The 16,555-nt window shown below is 65.8% G+C and carries 16 protein-coding genes; 2 read left to right on the top strand and 14 right to left on the bottom strand.

Translation table 11 applies throughout. The features are described 5' to 3' along the window. Positions 1-347: 347 nt before the first annotated feature. The 5 genes from AC27KI_RS10410 to AC27KI_RS10390 form a co-directional block, all read right to left on the bottom strand. Entirely contained in the window at positions 348-977 is a 630-nt protein-coding gene (locus AC27KI_RS10410) for a mechanosensitive ion channel family protein (RefSeq protein WP_284430246.1), read from the bottom strand. Positions 978-1,009: 32 nt separating this feature from the next. Further along, positions 1,010-2,047 (bottom strand): GGDEF domain-containing response regulator, encoded by a 1,038-nt coding sequence (locus AC27KI_RS10405; protein ID WP_372588250.1) that lies wholly within the window; start codon positions 2,045-2,047, stop codon positions 1,010-1,012. A gap of 64 nt (positions 2,048-2,111) precedes the next feature. Further along, positions 2,112-3,668: a lysine--tRNA ligase gene (lysS, locus tag AC27KI_RS10400; protein WP_487113738.1), complete on the bottom strand. Its 1,557-nt coding sequence runs from the start codon at positions 3,666-3,668 to the stop codon at positions 2,112-2,114. A gap of 49 nt (positions 3,669-3,717) precedes the next feature. Then, positions 3,718-5,838 carry a hypothetical protein gene (locus AC27KI_RS10395; protein WP_487113736.1) on the bottom strand — a complete coding sequence of 707 codons (2,121 nt, stop codon included), beginning with the start codon at positions 5,836-5,838 and terminating at the stop codon, positions 3,718-3,720. Further along, positions 5,832-6,875 (bottom strand): glycosyltransferase, encoded by a 1,044-nt coding sequence (locus AC27KI_RS10390; protein ID WP_487089511.1) that lies wholly within the window; start codon positions 6,873-6,875, stop codon positions 5,832-5,834. Before AC27KI_RS10390 ends, AC27KI_RS10395 begins: the two co-directional genes overlap by 7 nt. Between AC27KI_RS10390 and AC27KI_RS10385 the strand changes: the two genes are divergently transcribed. Next, positions 6,874-7,590, top strand: a complete 717-nt coding sequence (locus AC27KI_RS10385) for a methyltransferase domain-containing protein (RefSeq protein ID WP_487089510.1) — start codon at positions 6,874-6,876, stop codon at positions 7,588-7,590. The genes AC27KI_RS10390 and AC27KI_RS10385 overlap by 2 nt on opposite strands. Positions 7,591-7,603: 13 nt before the next feature. Here the strand turns inward: AC27KI_RS10385 and AC27KI_RS10380 are convergent, their stop codons facing one another. The 3 genes from AC27KI_RS10380 to AC27KI_RS10370 are packed head-to-tail and all read right to left on the bottom strand — an operon-like array spanning position 7,604 to position 10,764. After that, the gene (locus AC27KI_RS10380; RefSeq protein ID WP_284430066.1) at positions 7,604-8,929 is read right to left on the bottom strand and encodes a sugar transferase; all 1,326 of its coding nucleotides are present in this window, start codon (positions 8,927-8,929) and stop codon (positions 7,604-7,606) included. Positions 8,930-8,936: 7 nt separating this feature from the next. Then, a complete protein-coding gene (locus AC27KI_RS10375; RefSeq protein ID WP_487089509.1) occupies positions 8,937-10,055 on the bottom strand; it encodes a glycosyltransferase in 1,119 nt (372 codons plus the stop codon). A gap of 40 nt (positions 10,056-10,095) precedes the next feature. After that, positions 10,096-10,764: an LON peptidase substrate-binding domain-containing protein gene (locus AC27KI_RS10370; protein ID WP_317359276.1), complete on the bottom strand. Its 669-nt coding sequence runs from the start codon at positions 10,762-10,764 to the stop codon at positions 10,096-10,098. An 81-nt stretch (positions 10,765-10,845) separates the two neighbouring features. Between AC27KI_RS10370 and AC27KI_RS10365 the strand changes: the two genes are divergently transcribed. Continuing rightward, positions 10,846-11,394 carry a YggT family protein gene (locus AC27KI_RS10365; protein WP_272567900.1) on the top strand — a complete coding sequence of 183 codons (549 nt, stop codon included), beginning with the start codon at positions 10,846-10,848 and terminating at the stop codon, positions 11,392-11,394. A gap of 105 nt (positions 11,395-11,499) precedes the next feature. Here the strand turns inward: AC27KI_RS10365 and accD are convergent, their stop codons facing one another. The 6 genes from accD to AC27KI_RS10335 form a co-directional block, all read right to left on the bottom strand. Further along, positions 11,500-12,372 (bottom strand): acetyl-CoA carboxylase, carboxyltransferase subunit beta, encoded by an 873-nt coding sequence (gene accD, locus AC27KI_RS10360; RefSeq protein WP_272567902.1) that lies wholly within the window; start codon positions 12,370-12,372, stop codon positions 11,500-11,502. Between the two features lie 63 nt (positions 12,373-12,435). Next, positions 12,436-13,257 carry a tryptophan synthase subunit alpha gene (trpA, locus tag AC27KI_RS10355; RefSeq protein WP_487089507.1) on the bottom strand — a complete coding sequence of 274 codons (822 nt, stop codon included), beginning with the start codon at positions 13,255-13,257 and terminating at the stop codon, positions 12,436-12,438. Continuing rightward, on the bottom strand, positions 13,254-14,522 hold the full coding sequence (gene trpB / locus AC27KI_RS10350) for a tryptophan synthase subunit beta (protein ID WP_284424281.1): 1,269 nt from the start codon (positions 14,520-14,522) through the stop codon (positions 13,254-13,256). The genes trpA and trpB overlap by 4 nt, the downstream gene beginning before the upstream one ends. Beyond that, positions 14,522-15,139, bottom strand: a complete 618-nt coding sequence (locus AC27KI_RS10345; RefSeq protein ID WP_487113734.1) for a phosphoribosylanthranilate isomerase — start codon at positions 15,137-15,139, stop codon at positions 14,522-14,524. The genes trpB and AC27KI_RS10345 overlap by 1 nt, the downstream gene beginning before the upstream one ends. Next, entirely contained in the window at positions 15,136-15,975 is an 840-nt protein-coding gene (truA, locus tag AC27KI_RS10340; protein ID WP_487113732.1) for a tRNA pseudouridine(38-40) synthase TruA, read from the bottom strand. Before truA ends, AC27KI_RS10345 begins: the two co-directional genes overlap by 4 nt. Positions 15,976-16,024: 49 nt before the next feature. After that, positions 16,025-16,555 (bottom strand): FimV C-terminal domain-containing protein (locus AC27KI_RS10335; protein ID WP_487113730.1); only part of this gene is annotated, 531 nt, incomplete at its 5' end.

The raw sequence follows: 16,555 nt of genomic DNA, 5'->3' as shown, positions 1-16,555 counted from the left end.
CAGGCACAGGCACAGGCACAGCGGGCCCTGCCGAGGCCCGAGCATGTTCAGCACATGGCGCCGCAAGGGCAGGCCCAGGGCGCGGCGGAACGTGCCCCGCACAACATGCCGCCACCCACCATGCAGCGGCCCATGCCTGCGATGCCGCACGGGCCGGCCGCACCCCGACCCGTCGCCGTGCAGCCGCCCCATGCCTCGCCGGCGCCAGCGCAGCATGGCCATGGGCCGGAAGCGGCCCACCGGCCCGAAGGGCGCCGGCACGGCGAAAGCTGAATGGCCGGCACGTGGTGCCTGCCACGCTGAAAATCGCTGCGGCCTTGCGTGAGCCGGCAGCAGACCTGGCAGGGTCAGACCGTTTCCAGGCTGGAAGAGGCCTCGGCCGAGGCAGCGTCTTCCGGCGCGGCATCCGCCCTGCGCGGAGGCCCGCCCTTCCAACGCCGCACCACGCGCTGGAAGATCAGGGTATTGGGAATCTGCAGCAGTGCGCCGTCCGGCCCCGTGTCGAAGTCTTCCAGGGTGGTGTAGAGCAGGTTGATGTCGATCACGCGCCCCTTGGCACCCGGTTTTTCCGCCGTGTCCAGCACCTCGATGTAGTCGCCCAGGCGGAACGGGCCCACGGTGAAGATGAGCAGCGCGCAGAACAGGTTGGACAGCACGCTCCACGCGGCGAAGAAGGCCACGGCACCCACGGTGGCGAATCCGGTGAAGGCGGTCCACAGCACGGTGGCGGAAACACCCAGGCGCTCCAGCACGAGCAGCAGCGCGCTGCCCATGATGATCCAGCGCAGCAGGCCGTTGATCGGCACCATCATCTCGATGGGCCACTGGTAATGGTGGCCGGCACGCCCCACCAGCCGTCGCAGCGTGCGCTGCAGCACCACGGCGACGATCAGGATCAGGAGGATCTGCAGGCCCGGCACGATGATGTCGAGCCAATCCCGGATCCAGTCGGGCAGGTAAGGTTGCAGGCGCAGCATGAAGGTCCAGTCGTTCGGCAAAAGGTCTCCTGTCAGCCACGCAACTGCTCGACGGTGTCCATCTGCATCTCGAAGCTGAAAAAGCGGGCGCGTCCCTGGGCCTTGGCGGCATACAGCGCCTGGTCCGCGCGCATCAGCATGGCCTCCGCGCTGGTGCCTTCGTCAGGAACGCAGGTGGTGATGCCGCCGGACAGCGTGAGCGTCGGGCCGAGCGGCGAATTGGGGTGAGGCAGGGCGCGCACGGACAGCAGCTTGCCCAGCGCCCGTGCAAAGGTCATCGCGCCGGAGCGGGGCGTGCCGGGCAGGATGAGGGCGAACTCCTCGCCGCCGTAGCGTGCCGCCACATCGCGCGGGCGCGTGCACACGTCGCGCAGCAGGCGGCTCACGTCCTTCAGGCAGGCATCGCCCTGCAAGTGGCCGGCGGAATCGTTGTAGCGCTTGAAGTGGTCCAGGTCGCACAGCATCAGGGTGAGCGGCTCGCCCTCCCGCCGCGCCGCGGCGATCTCGTTGTGCAGGATGCGGTCCAGGCCGCGGCGGTTCACCAGCCCGGTCAGGGCATCCACCTCGACCATCTCATTGAGCCGCTGGTTGGCCAGGTGCAGCTCCTGCGACAGCGACACCAGCCGGCGGCGCATGTCCAGCAGACGCCGCATGGCGCGAAGCTTGGCAACGAGGACGATCGGCTTGACCGGTTTGACCAAGTAGTCGTCGCCGCCCGACTCGATGCCGCGCCATACGTCCAGGTCGCCGTCCAGGCCGGAGAGAAAGATGATGGGCGTCCAGCCCCCGGGTTCGGCCTCGCGCATCTGCTGCGCGACCCAATAGCCGTCGTTGTGGTCGGACAGGCGGATGTCCAGGAGCACCAGGTCCGGCCGGTGCAACTGGAACAGGTCGAGCGCCTTGTCGCCCGACGCAGCCTCCAGCACATCGACGACGCCGGCATTGCGCAATTCCGCCACCAGCACCGCGCGCAGGGAGGCCTGATCCTCCACGACCAGCACGGTGAAGGGCATGGTGTCCTCGATGCGGCCCCCACCGGGGGGCAGTGGGGTGGGATGGGTGGTGGTCATCACGGTCCCTTTCCTGAAGGCAGGTGCGGGCCTTTCGGCCGCAAAGGCCGCAGTCCCCAGCCGATCAATGTTCGCGGCGCAGGGCGGGGAACAGGATCACGTCGCGGATGCTGGGGCTGTCGGTGAGCAACATCATCAGCCGATCGATGCCGATACCGCAACCACCCGTGGGAGGCATACCGTACTCGAGCGCCCGCACGAAGTCGTGGTCGAAGAACATGGCCTCGTCGTCGCCGCCATCCTTGGCCGCGACCTGCGCCTGAAAGCGCGCGGCCTGGTCCTCGGCGTCGTTCAACTCGGAAAAGCCGTTGCCGAACTCGCGGCCGGTGATGTAGAGCTCGAAACGCTCGGTCACTTCAGGGCGCGTGTCGTTGGCCCGGGCCAGGGGGCTGATCTCGGTCGGGTGCTCCATGATGAAGGTGGGCTGCCAGAGCTTGTCTTCCACCGTTTCTTCGAAGTACAGCACCTGCAGGCTGGCCAGCGTGCGCTTGGACAGCTGGTTCTTCTCTTCGCTCAGCCCCAGCTTCTTGAGGGCGCTGACGAGCCAGGCGGCATCGTCCACATGGGCGCCGGCTTCGGTGTACTGGAAGATCGCCTCGCGGATGGTCAGCCGCTGGAAAGGCTGGGAAAGGTCCACCTCGCGGCCGCCGTAGGTCAGCTGCAGCGTGCCGGCCGCCTTCATGGCCGCATCGCGCACCAGCTGCTCGGTGAAGTCCATCAGGTCGCGGTAGTTCCAGTAGGCCGCGTAGAACTCCATCATGGTGAACTCGGGGTTGTGTCGCACCGAGATGCCTTCGTTGCGGAAGTTGCGGTTGATCTCGAACACCCGCTCGAAGCCGCCCACCACCAGGCGCTTCAGATACAGCTCGGGCGCGATGCGCAGGTACATCTCCTGCTCCAGCGCGTTGTGGTGGGTGACGAACGGCTTGGCATTCGCGCCGCCGGGAATCGGGTGCAGCATGGGCGTTTCCACTTCCAGGAAGCCGTGCTGCACCATGAACTCGCGCAGGCCACTCACGGCCTTGCTGCGGGCGATGAAACGGCTGCGCGCGGTCTCATCGGTCATCAGGTCCACGTAGCGCTGGCGGTATTTCACCTCCTGGTCGGCCACGCCGTGGAACTTGTCCGGCATGGGCCGCAGGCTCTTGGTGAGCAGGCGCAGCGTGGTGACCTTGATCGACAGCTCGCCGGTCTTGGTCTTCATGAGCGTGCCTTCCGCACCCACGATGTCGCCCAGGTCCCAGTGTTTGAAGGCGGCGTACAGCTCTTCACCCAGCGCATCGCGCGTGACGTACAGCTGCAGGCGACCCCCCGTCGTGCCCAGCGAGCCGTCCTGCACGGTGGCGAAGCTGGCCTTGCCCATCACGCGCTTGAGCATCATCCGGCCAGCGACGCTCACGGTGACAGGGCTCGCCTCGAGCGCATCGGCCGCGCTTTCGGCGTACTGCGCCTGCAGGTCCGCCACATGGTGCGCGGGCTTGAAATCGTTGGGAAACGCCACGCCCTTGCCTGCTGCCTGGGCCTCCCGCAAGGCCTTGAGTTTTTCGCGGCGCTCGGCGATGAGCTGGTTGTCGTCGGAAGAAGGCGTAGGGGTTGCCGGAGCGTTATTTGGGGGAAGCATAGGAGTGCGTAGGCATTGGCGGAATGCGCCATGGGCAAGCTGAAACAGTCTATTTTAGTTTTTTGCCCGCGATCCAAACCGTCAAGGCCAGCAATCCAAGAGCCGAGGTCCCTGCAAGCCACCAGACATGCGTCGTCGGGCCGACGGAATGCAGTGCCAAAGGCAGCGTCAGCACGCCCAATTGCAGCGCGTTGAAGCCGATAGTCGCCCACGAAAATGACCGTGCCAGGCCGCGCTGAAAGGGCATATGGCCGTGCGCTGCAAATACGCAGGCGGCGCATTGCCAGATGACCAGCGGCGCTATGTAATCCTCCAATCCTTGCCAGGAGGAAGCGAACCAACCGAACCGCAGCGCTCCGATGGCCATCAACCCGGCCAATGCGGCGCATCCAGCGCCTCCGAGGCCCATCCACAGAGACAGTTTCCTTTTTTGCTGCCCGCGTGAGAGAAGCACCTGGGGCCATGCCGCATAGACCACGGCCGGAAAAAGCCCAAGCAGCCGCAGCAGCACGGCAAGATAGCTGCCTTCCGCCAGGCCGTACGCGCGTTGCCACACCAAGAGAACGGCAGTGCCCGCGATGGCATCTGCCACCGTGTGAGCCAGACGCAAACCTGCACTGCGATCGTCGAGTTGCGTGGTGGCTGCCTTGGCCACCACGCCGGTGGGTGGCGACTCCAAAGTGGGACGGCTGTCTGCACGGCGCGTGAGCCAAAGGGCGCCGATGCCGTAACTGCAAGTAGCGGCAATCAGCAAGCCGGCCGAGCCATTGCCCGCCCAAAAAATTCCCATGGCGGCCGCGATCAGGACGGCGATGACCGGCGGTACCGCGCGGGCCAGCGCAGCAGTGTGCGCGGAAGCCATTCGCAAGGCCCAGGGTTGTGCCATGTACCAGCCCATTTGCAGCAGTGCCATGGCTGTTGCCCAGGCCATGAACGGAGCGAAGGAAGGCAGCTTTGACACCCAGACTGCCATTGCAGCCACAGGCAACAGCAGGAGCCAGCGCCACAGGCTCGCCCGCAACGCTTGACGCAGCGCCTGCGCTGGCGGAATGTGAATGTTGGCGAGAAAGCTCAGCGGGCTTTGGGCCAGGGCCAGCGTCATCCAGAAGAAGCTGATTTGGCTCACCACGGTGAACGCGCCCACGTCCGAAGGGGAAAACAGGCGCAGCATGAGAAGGCCGAACAGCGCCTGCGCTGCCAGCGAGGCAGCGCTGGCAATGGCGATGCGGGACGTGACTGCCATGGAACTCATCGCTGAAAGCCCAGGTACTTCCAGATCTGCATGCCTTCCAGAAGGTCTTGCCAAGTGCGTTGTCGCACAGCGGGTGCAGTGTGGGACCGACCGTCCAGCTCGGGTCCCAGCAGCCGTGCGTACTGACCTACCGTTGCGTCCCTGGGTAAGTAGATGAAGCGGGCGCCCGCTTTTTTTTTCGAACTCGCGTACCCAGGGATAATCGGTGGAGATGATTGGCAGCCCAACGGCGCAGTACTCCAACAGCTTGGTAGAGGTTTGCTGGTGGTACGGTGCGCGGTTCGGAACTAGATTGAGCCCGTAGCGAGCCTGGATCAACAGGGCCGGTACTTGGGCGTACGCAATGCGCCCTGCCATCGTGGCGAAAGAGCGCTCATGCAGCCACTCCCGCAACCCTTCGGGAACATCTCCAATCAGTAAAAGGCTGCGCCCTGCCTCCTCCAGCCCCTGTAGCAGAGGGCGAAAGCCTGCCAGGCGTTGCATGTCGCCCAGATAGACGAAATCGAAACTGGGTGCGCGCGGCAAAGCGCTTGCGTCCAGAAATTCCGGAGAAACGCCCATGTCCCGGTATTCGTAAGGCACGGCGTCGGAAAACCCCATGCGGTCCTTCACCCATGCATTCTGAAAGATCCGGTAGTGCGGCTGCGGTTGTCGCCATGACTTGACCTTGTCTTTCACCCAGGCGACTGGCGGCACCGAAGCCGAAGCGTATTCATGCACATGCCAGGCACTCGCATGCCTGCCTGTGGCGTTGCCAGGTACGGCACCGCACATCCACCACAGCACGGCGGCTTGTGCCGGCACCTCTTCGGCGCTGGTGTGGATGAGCGCACCATGGCCCCTGGATTGCAAGAAGCTCTGGTAGGCCGCCAATTCCGGCAGATAGGCCCTTCCAGGATGGATGAAATGGATCAGCATGCAGCCACCGTGCTTTTCAACAAGGTGTGCCAGCGCTGCAAAAAATGGGAGTACTGGTAGTGGCCCATTACCTTCTGGAGGTCTTGCACCAGCTCAGCAGCCGGGTGCTGCAATGTGGCTTCCACGGCATGGGCCAGCGCTGCCGCCGTGCTGGTTTCCGCCAAAAGATAGGGCGCGTGTTCCTGCAGCATTTCCTGCAGGCTGGGAATCGGCACCGCAACACAAGGCACACCGGCCTGCAGCGATTCCAGCACTGCCATGGCACAGCCTTCGTAGAGCGAGGTCAGCACCGTGAGATCCTGCGTTCCGTAGAAGGCGGCGATGTCGGATCGGTGGCCCAAGAAACGGATGCGGTTGGCCTGCGCAAGATCAGCGGAGGCGGCCTCCAGATCACTGCGCAAGGGCCCATCCCCCACCACGGTGAGCTGAAATCGTGACGGCAGGGCGCGCAGCATGCCGATCAGCAGGTATGGATTCTTTTCTGGCGACAGGCGACCGACATAGCCGATGCGAACGATCCCATCCAGCTTGGGTGGCAGGGGGGCTTTCGGGTGTGCTATGGGCGGAAGTGCGTTAGGTATCACCGTGATGCCCTTGGATCTCAACGCAGTCCCTTGCATGAACTGCGCAAAGGATTGACTGGACGACGCAGATACGAACACGAAATAGGCCGCACGCCGGTAGAACCAGCGCAGCCAGAGGCGCTTGGCGAACCCTGCCCGCGCTTGTGCCAGCACTTCGCTCAATGGGCCATGAAACCAAACTACGACCGGTTTGCGAAGCAAAGCGCCGATTGCCCATGCCACGTAGGCCTCGCGAAAATTGTGCGTGGCCAACAGCACGTCGCTGCGCCTGGCCGCAGATAGCAGCGATCGCCATTCGGATGGCGAGCTTGCGCATTGCCCAACATGGCAACCTTGTTGCATCAATCCGTTTGCCAAGCTTTTGACGACCGTGGCCACGCCGCCGGCACCTGTGGCGCCCTGGATCATGCAGACCTGCAGTGCGCTACGGTCGGGTGGGGATAATGCGGCCATGGAGATTTCCAAATACCTGTCCGGCGATGAGTTTGATGATGATTACAGCTATCGGCCCGATATCGCCTTCGACGTGCGTTCCCGCGGAGATCTTCTGGAGCAATGGTGCATTGATCGCTCGGTATTGCACGTCGGTTTTGCCGATCATCAGCCTTTGATTGCCTCGCGTGTAGCCGCAGGGCATTGGCTGCATGCGCGTCTGAGCCGGTCCGCACGCGAATGCTATGGCATCGACATCAATACAGCTGCGGTGGAGTCGGCAAGGCAGTTGGGATTCGAAAAGCTGTATGCCCTGGACATCCACGATCCAGAAGCTGCCGGCATTTTGCAATCGCTGCCCATCGACTTGGTGATGGTGCCTGACGTCATTGAACATCTGGCGGACCCTTCGGCATTTCTGGCTCGACTGTCGGCATTATTTCCTGCGGCGGAATTCATCGTCTCGGCGCCGAACGGGCTGTCCTTGCGCAACATCGTGCACACGACCAGAGGCATTGAGCGCATCAATACCGACCACCGGGCATGGCTGTCTCCCTATACCCTTCAGAAGGTACTGGCGGATGCTGGATTGCAAGTGATTGAACTGCGGGGCTGCTCGGTCAGCGCACCTGGCAGCATCAAGGGGCGGATATTGCACCGCTTGATGCAATGGCGACCTTTGGGCGCCGATGTCTTGGTGGCGCGTGCGCGCCGCTCTGCTCGCGCCCTTCCGTGACACGCTGCGGCCCCTAACGCGACCCAAATCCCCCCGCCACGATGCGCAGCGTCTTGTACGCAATCAGCAAGTCCAGGGCCACGGAGTAGTGCGCCACGTAATAGAGGTCATAGCTGAGCTTGATGGCGGTCTGCTCCTCGCTGTCGGCGTAACCCTGCTGGACCTGAGCCCAGCCCGTCAGTCCGGGGCGCACGAGGTGGCGGTAGGGGTACGCGGGAATCCGGTCGGCGAACACGCGCACGAACTCCGTTTGCTCTGGCCTTGGACCGATCAGGCTCATCTCGCCCTTCAGCACATTCCATAGCTGGGGCAGTTCGTCCAGACGGGTGCGGCGGATGAACCGGCCCACGGAGGTCACCCGGTCATCGTTGGGCTGGGCAAAGCGCGCTGTGCGGTCGTCGCCGGCATGGCGCATGCTGCGCAGCTTCCAGATGCGGAACGCACGGCCATTGCGGCCGACGCGGATCTGGGAAAAAAGCATGGGCCCTGGCGAATCCAGCTTCACCGCCAGGCCGGCGGCCAGGCACAGCGGCAGCCACACCGGCAGCCCTGCCAGCGTGAGGAGCAGGTCGGTCAGCCGCTTGAAGGTGTCGTAGGCCGGGTTGCCGTCCAGGGTCCACAGGTCCTGGGTCTGCTGGTGGGGCAGTATTTTGCGGCCGCTCAGCAGTTCGGCCACAGCCTCCACGCTGTAGAGCCGCACATGCTGCAGGCGCAAATCGCTGATCCATCGCTCGCGTGCGGCGCTCGAGGGGGCATGGCGATCCAGCACCACGCCGGCCCATTGGGGGGCGGCGTGGGTTGTGCCGGTGTCCGTGCCGAACTCTTCCAGGGGCGTCCAGGGCAGCAGCGCGATGTGGTGCTGGCTGGCCTGGGCCGTGTCGCCCAGCAGCTCCCGAAGGCGCAGAGGCACGGTATCGTCCAGATAGGCCAGGGACAGCACCTGGTGCCGCCGGTTGCGCCAATGGCCGACCAGGAACCATGCCGACGAGAGCAGGTACACGAGAAGAACGGCGCCGCGGGAATAGGGCTGCTGCAGCAAGGCGAAACCCAGCGGGGCGGCAAGGTAGGGGGCTGCGGTCGCCACGAAGAGAAAGCGGCGTCCCTCGAACTGGGGCAGATAGGCGCCGTTGTAGAGCCAGTGGGCGGTCATGGCATACGGAATGGCGCACCACAGCACCGTCTGCGGAAACTGGTAGGTCACCCAGTCGTACCGCTCCAGGCCGAGCCCCGCCAGATAGCTCACCAGCAGAATCAAGGTGCCACCCAGCGCCCAGCGCAGCACGGCACCCTGTCGGTGCGCCGTGGAGGAGCCGAGTTCGCGGCGTGGAATGCTGTTCATGGAATCGTCAGTGGGTGCGCGAAGTCGCCGCGGCGTAGACCGAGCGCACGGCCAGAGCCATGCGCTTTGCGGTGTAGTGCTGCTCGTAGCGTTGCCGTGCTGCCGCGCCCATGCGGGCGCGCAGTGCTGGCGACTCTATCAGTTGCCGCAACGCCGTGGCCCATGCTGCGGGATCGGGCGCCACCAGGCGCGCATGAGCCGACTCCGGCAGCAATTCGCGAATGCCCGGCAAATCGCTGGCCACGATGGCCATGCCCGCACGCATCGCCTCGATCAGCGAAATGGGCAGGCCTTCGTGATCCGATGCCAGCACGAAGATGGCGTGCTGGGCCAGTTGGGCCGCAACATCATCCACATCGCCGGTGAAGCGCACCGCTTGCAGGCCCAATCGATGGGCCAGTGCGCGGTGGGCTGCCAGCTCGGGGCCGCCACCGAAAAAGGTGGCGGGGACTTCGTGCCCCAGGGCGCCACGCAACTGGGCGAGTGCGTGCAGCAGGATGTCCGGGCGCTTGGGCGGGGCCATGCGGGCAACCATCGCGATCGTCGGCGCCGCTTCGGCGGTCGATGCTGCGCTATTGCCTGGGACTGCCACATCCTCGACGCCGTTGTGGATGACGGACACCCGCCGCGAAGGCAGCGGTAACACGAGCGCCAGCCGGCGCTCATGGTCCGAGACACAAATCATGCGCCGGGTCAGCGGGGCCAGCAGCCACTCCATGGCAAGGGCCACTGTGCGGCGCTTCCAGGGATGTCCCGCCTTGAAAGCGAAGCCGTGCACGGTGTAGATCACGGGGGTGCGGGTCAGTGCACCGGCCAACCGGGCTACGACGCCGGCCATCGCACTGTGGGCATGGAGCAGATCCGGAGATTGTTCGAGCACGATGCCCCGCAGGGCCCAGGCGGCGCGCACCACGTGCACCGGGTTGTGCGCATTGCCCAGCGCGGGGACGCGATGCACCGCGAGGTGCGAAGCCTCCAGGGCATTGGCCAGTGGCGGATGCGGCTCGGCGCCGCCGATGGCCACCTGGACCGCAACGCCGTGGCGGGCAATTTCCCGGCAGAGGGTGAGCACATGGCTCTGCGCGCCCCCGACCTCGCCCTTGGTGATGACCTGCAGGACCTTCACGGCAGGCGCGCGCCAAGCCGGGCCGCTGCGCCCTTCGTGTTCACGGCGCGATGCCCGTGCGCTCCAGCACGTCTCCCACGAGTTCCAGGCGCAGCAGCGGGCTGTCGAGTTGCATGAGCTGCTGCTTCAGGTCCAGCGGCACGGGGAGCAGTTCGCACCAGCGATTGGCGACCCAACCGCAGTCGTCCAGTTGCTCGGGGGTGGGGTCGGGGAGGCTGGAGGGGTCGTCCGCACCCCGGTGGCGCAGGCGTGCGAGCACCTGCTCGAGCGCGGCGGCCGTGTTGCGCAGGTCCTCCGGGACGGGGAGCGGCACATCCGGGGGCATCTGCTCGATGTCGGCCACCCACAGGCCGTGCGGCAGCAGGTGGCGGCGCACGATGCGAAAGCGGGCCGAGCCCTCGGCTCGCAGAACGATGAGGCCAGGGTGCGACGTGTCGATCTCCGCAATGTTCGCGAGCGTTCCTGCATCGTGGAACTGCTCGGGCGCTGCACCTGCCTGGCGCACTTCCTGGCCGCTCGTCAGCGCAACGACACCGAACGGTGCGCCCGCCTGCTGGCATTTGCGCACCATGTCGAGATAGCGCACCTCGAAGACGCGAAGCGAGAGCATCCCGCCCGGGTACAGCACGGTCCCCAGCGGAAAGAGCGGCAGGGAGGTCAGCGTGAGCGGCGGCAATGGCGGCTCGGAAGGTGGGGGCACGAAGGTCATGGGCAGGCGGGTTGGCCCGCTATCATCCCACGGCGGAACCCTTCGCACCATCGCCCCAGATTCTCCACATCACGAGGTTTCATGCTTTACCAGATCGCTTCTTTCCTGCTGGACGTGGTGGGCGGCCTGCTTGCCGGGGCTTGCCTGCTGCGGCTTTACATGCAGCTGCAGCGCGTGCCTTTTGGCAACCCTATCGGGCAACTGGTTTTCGCGCTGAGCGACTGGCTGGTCCTGCCCCTGCGCAGGATCGTGCCTGCCACGGGGCGCTGGGATTGGGCCAGCCTGGTCGCGGCGATTTTGATCCAGCTGGTGCAGTACCTGTTGCTGTGGCTGCTGCTGGGCGCCGGCCCGGGCCTGGTGCTGCTGCTCTGGCTGGCCGTGTTCGGTCTGGTGCGCGCGGCGATCTACGGGCTGATCGGCCTGCTGATCGTCTATGCCGTGCTCTCGTGGGTGCAGACGCGCTCACCCCTTGCCGACGTGATTGCCCGCTTGTGCGAGCCGTTGCTGCGCCCCGTGCGGCGCGTGGTGCCGCTCCTCGGCGGGGTGGATCTGTCGCCGCTGGTGGTGCTGGTGTTGCTGCAGGTGTGCCTGATCGTGGTGGGCAACGTACAGGGATGGGTGCTGCGGTAGGGGCCGGCAGCGGAATTCGCCCCGCCCATAAAAAAATAGCCGCCACCGCTGATCCAGTCAGCAGTGGCGGCTATTGTTTTGGTATCGGCCGAAGCGTGTGAGCGATCAGGCCACCGAGTCTGCCGGCAGGCGCTGCAGCATCGCCAGGCTCTTGGCCACGGTGCCGCGCAGTTCGCGGCGGTCGCAGATGAAGTCCACGGCGCCCTTGGTCTGCAGGAATTCAGCGCGCTGGAAGCCTTCTGGCAGCGTCACGCGCACGGTCGATTCGATCACGCGCGGTCCGGCAAAGCCGATCAGTGCCTTGGGCTCGGCGATCACGATGTCGCCCACGAAGGCAAAGCCGGCCGAGACGCCGCCCATGGTCGGGTCGGTCAGCACGCTGATGTAGGGCAGGCCCTTCTTGGCCAGCCGGGTGAGGGCCGCGTTGGTCTTGGCCATCTGCATCAGCGAGAGCAGGCCTTCCTGCATGCGCGCGCCGCCTGTGGCGGTGAAGCACAGGAAGGGTACCTTCTGCTCGATGGCGGTTTCCACGCCGCGCACGAAGCGCTCGCCCACCACGCTGCCCATGCTGCCGCCCATGAAGTCGAACTCGAAGCACGCCACCACGATGTTGATGCTGCGCACCGAGCCGCCCATCACGATGAGCGCATCGGTTTCCCCGGTGTTTTCCAGGGCTTCCTTCAGGCGGTCGGGGTACTTGCGGCTGTCCTTGAACTTCAGCGCATCGACCGGCAGCACTTCCTGGCCGATTTCATAGCGGCCTTCGGCATCCAGGAACGCGTTCAGGCGGGGGCGGGCATTGATGCGGTGGTGGTGGCTGCAGTGCGGGCAGACGTTCTGGTTCTGCTCCAGATCGGTCTTGTACAGCACCGTCTCGCAGCTCGGGCACTTGATCCACAGGCCTTCCGGCACCTGGCGGCGCTCGGTCGGGTCGGTCTGCTGGATTTTGGAGGGCAGGAGTTTTTCGAGCCAGGACATATCGGTTTCCTCTTCGCTTCAAGTCTCAGCCGGCGCGCCACGGACCGGGCGCGCGGGCTGCAATTATGCGTCCAGCGCCTTGCGCACCCCCCGCAGGAAGTCGATGGTGACGGGCACCACCTTCTCGTGCGGCTGGTCTTCCAGCAACTGGATGATGCGGCTGCCGATGACCACGGCATCGGCCACGCGCCCGATCGCCTGGGCCGTGGCCGCGTCGCGGATGCCGAAGCCCACGCCCACGGGAATGTGCACATGCCGGCGGATGACGGGCAGCATGGCCTCGACGGCGGTCGTATCGAGAGCGCCCGAGCCGGTCACGCCCTTGAGGGACACGTAGTACACGTAGCCGCTGGCCACGCGCGCGACCTGCTGCATACGCTGTTCCGTGCTGGTGGGCGCCAGCAGGAAGATCAGGTCCATGCCGTGCTCGCGCAGGCTGGCCGCGAACGCTTCGCTTTCCTCGGGCGGGTAGTCGACGATGAGCACGCCGTCCACGCCCGCCTCGGCGGAATCACGCACGAAGGCGCCTGTGCCATGGATCTGGTCGTAGCGCTCCACCGGGTTGGCGTAGCCCATCAGCACGACGGGCGTCTTGTCGTTGCGCTGGCGGAAATCGCGCACATGGCCCAGGACCTGCACCATGCCCACGCCCAGCGAGAGCGCCTTTTCCCCGGCCTTCTGGATCACCGGGCCGTCGGCCATGGGGTCGGAGAAGGGCACGCCCAGTTCGATCACGTCGGCCCCGGCTTCGACCATGCCATGCATGAGCGCCGGCGTGATGTCGGCGAACGGAAAGCCGGCGGTCACATAGGGAATGAGCGCCTTGCGCCCCTTGGCCTGCAGTTCTGCGAAGGTGTTCGCGATGCGGTTGCGCGGCGAGCTCATGCGGCAGGCCCTCCCTTGACCCCGAGGCCACGCATGGAGGGCCGGTCGTACACATCGGCCCCCGACAGGTCGGCGACCGTGCCGATGTCCTTGTCCCCACGGCCCGATAGGTTCACCAGGATGGACTGGTCGGCTGGCATGGTCTTGGCGAGTTTCATGGCGTAGGCCACGGCATGGCTGGATTCCAGCGCCGGAATGATGCCTTCGGTGCGGCACAGGTAATGGAAGGCGGCCAGCGCCTCGGCATCGGTGATCCCGACGTATTCGGCACGGCCGATTTCCTGCAGCCACGCGTGCTCGGGCCCGACGCCCGGGTAGTCCAGGCCCGCGCTGATGCTGTGCGTTTCGGTGATCTGGCCGTTCTCGTCCTGCAGGATGAACGTGCGGTTGCCGTGCAAGACGCCCGAGCTGCCGCGCTGCAGCGAGGCGGAGTGCTTGCCGCTGTCCAGTCCCTCACCGGCGGCTTCCACGCCGATCAGGCGTGTCTTCTCATAGGGGATGTAGGGGTGGAAGATGCCCATGGCATTGCTGCCGCCGCCCACGCAGGCGATCACCGCGTCGGGCTGCTGGGTGCTGGCCTTCTGCTCGGCCAGCATGGCCGGCATCTGTTCCAGGCACTCGGTGCCGATCACGCTCTGGAAATCGCGCACCATCATGGGATAGGGGTGCGGGCCCGCCACCGTACCGATGATGTAGAAGGTGTCGTCCACATGGGCCACCCAGTCGCGCATGGCTTCGTTCAGCGCGTCCTTGAGCGTCCTGCTGCCCGAATCGACGGGCACGACGGTCGCGCCCAGCAGCTTCATGCGGTACACGTTGGGGCTCTGGCGCTTGACGTCCTCCGAGCCCATGTACACCACACATTCGAGGCCATATCGCGCGCAGATGGTGGCCGTGGCGACGCCGTGCTGGCCTGCGCCCGTCTCGGCGATGATGCGCGGCTTGCCCATGCGCCGGGCGAGCATCGCCTGGCCGATCACGTTGTTGATCTTGTGGGCGCCGGTGTGGTTGAGGTCTTCGCGCTTGAGATAGATCTGCGCGCCGCCCATCTCGCGGCTCATGCGTGCCGCGTGGTAGACGGGGGAGGGGCGCCCCACGAAGTGCTTCAGCTCCGAATGGAATTCGGCCAGGAACTCCGGATCGTTCTGGTAGCGGGCATAGGCCTCGCGCAGTTCGGTCAGGGCGTGGGTGAGTGTTTCGCTCGCGAAACTACCGCCATAGGGGCCGAAATGGCCGGCGGCGTCGGGTTGCTGGTAGGAAAGCATCAATGAATCTTTGCAAATTGCGCATCGGCCGCCTGCACGGCGGCGATGAAGCGTTGGATCTTGCCGGCGTCCTTGATGCCCCGCAACGGCTTGCCGTCGGGGCCATCGGCTTCCACGCCGGAACTGACGTCAACCGCGAGCGACAGGCCGCGCGGCCGCACCTGCAAGATGCCATCGGTCACGTTTGCAGGCGTGAGTCCACCAGACAAAACGAGGTGAGAGCCGACGCTTGGAGGTAGAAGTGACCAATTGAATGCCTTGCCGCCTCCGCCATAACCTTCGACATGGGCGTCGAGCAGGATGGCCTGGGCGCGGGAGTGGGTTGCCGCGAATTGTACGAGGTCGAACCGCGCCGCACCGTCGCCAAGGGGAATGCGTGCCGCTCGCAGGAACGGCCGCGCGCCGTCCGCAGTTGCCGCCCAGCAGTCTTGTGGCGATTCATCCCCATGGAATTGGACCGTTGCCGACGGAATCATTGTGCAGGCTGCTATCACTTCTGTAGCGTTGGCATTCACGAACAACAGCACCGGCGTCACGAACGGAGGCAGCCTGCGGGCCAGGGCTGCGGCGCGTTGCGGCGTGATGCCGCGCGGGCTGGCGGGCTGGGAGCGGCTCATGGAAGCCAATCATACGCAGCGGTGCGCAGGGGCAGACCCCATGCGGCATCGTAGAGCGGTCCCTGAAAGTACAGCCCGTCGGGCGAAAACGTGGGCGCGGCCGCATCGCGCGAGCGGGCCCGCAACACCTCGTGCATCCAGCTGGCGGGCTGATTTCCCTGCCCGATCGCGACCAGGCAGCCCATGATGTTGCGGATCATGTGGTGCAGGAACGCATTGCCCTCGAACTCGAATCGCCAGTAGCAGGGCTGCCAGTCGTGCGGCGGTGCATTGGCCGGCGGGCCGGAATCGCCTTCGGCGGGGCCCCGCCGCGTGATCGTGATGCGCTGCAAGGTCTTGACCGGCGATTTGGCCTGGCAGGCCGATGCCCGGAACGAGGTGAAGTCGTGCTCTCCGAGCAGGTGGGCGGCGGCTTCGCGCATGGCGCTGCCGTCCAGCGGATGGAACACCCAGCCCACGCGCGCGCTGTCCACGCTGGGGCGCACAGGCGACTGCAGCAGCACATAGGCGTAGCGGCGGGACGTGGCGCAAAAACGCGCATGGAAGGTCTCCGGCACCGGGTGCGCCCATTGCACGGCGATGTCGGCAGGCAGGAAGGTGTTGGTGCCGCGCACCCAGGAAAACGGCGTGCGGTCGAGCGGCGTATCGAAATGGACCACCTGCATGAGCCCGTGCACGCCCGCATCGGTGCGGCCGGCGCAGATGGTGGACACGGGTTGCGTGGCAAAGCGGCCGAGCGCCGCTTCCAGGTGGTCTTGGATGGTTCTGCCGGAAGACTGGCTCTGCCAGCCGTTGTAGCCCTGCCCGTTGTAGCTGACGCCGAGCGCCATCCTCATGGATGGCGTCCCGGTGCGGCAGGGAGCGTGGCGGCGCTGGTGCCGTGCATCAGCCCAGTTCGGACAGCAGGCGTTGCGCCCGTGTCTTGAGCGCGCCGGACGATTCGGCGATGACTTCTTCGATGAGGGTGCGTGCACCTTCGCTGTCGCCGATGGCGTTGAATTCTTCCGCCAGGGCAAGTTTGGTCGCCAGCGGATCGTCGGGCAGGGCCGGGGTCGCTTGCGGAAGATCCTGCACGGCCGGGCTGGCGGATGGGCTGGTATTGCCGGCAGGCGTGTCCAGGTCCAGCGACAGCGCTCCGAGGTCGAATTCGAGCGGCGCCGGGCCCGATGGGGCGGCTTCGGCGGACGACAGCGGTGCCGGAGCGGAATCCATCAGTCGCAGGTCGGTCGGGAATTCCAGGTCGGCCGTGTCGGGAGGTGGCGACAGCGGGTCGGCCGCGGTGGCCACCGGCTTGTCCCATGACGGATCGGGCAGGTCCAGGGCACCCGTGTCCAGTGCGGGTGGCTCCGAAACGGCGGGGGCCGGCGTCGGTGCGGGAGCCCAGGCCGGCGCGGCGGCCATGGCACCAGCGGCGGC

This window comes from Acidovorax sp. KPB24-03 (assembly GCF_057546605.1).
Note: the sequence above shows the minus strand (reverse complement) of the source record. Positions and strands in the feature narration are given on the sequence as shown.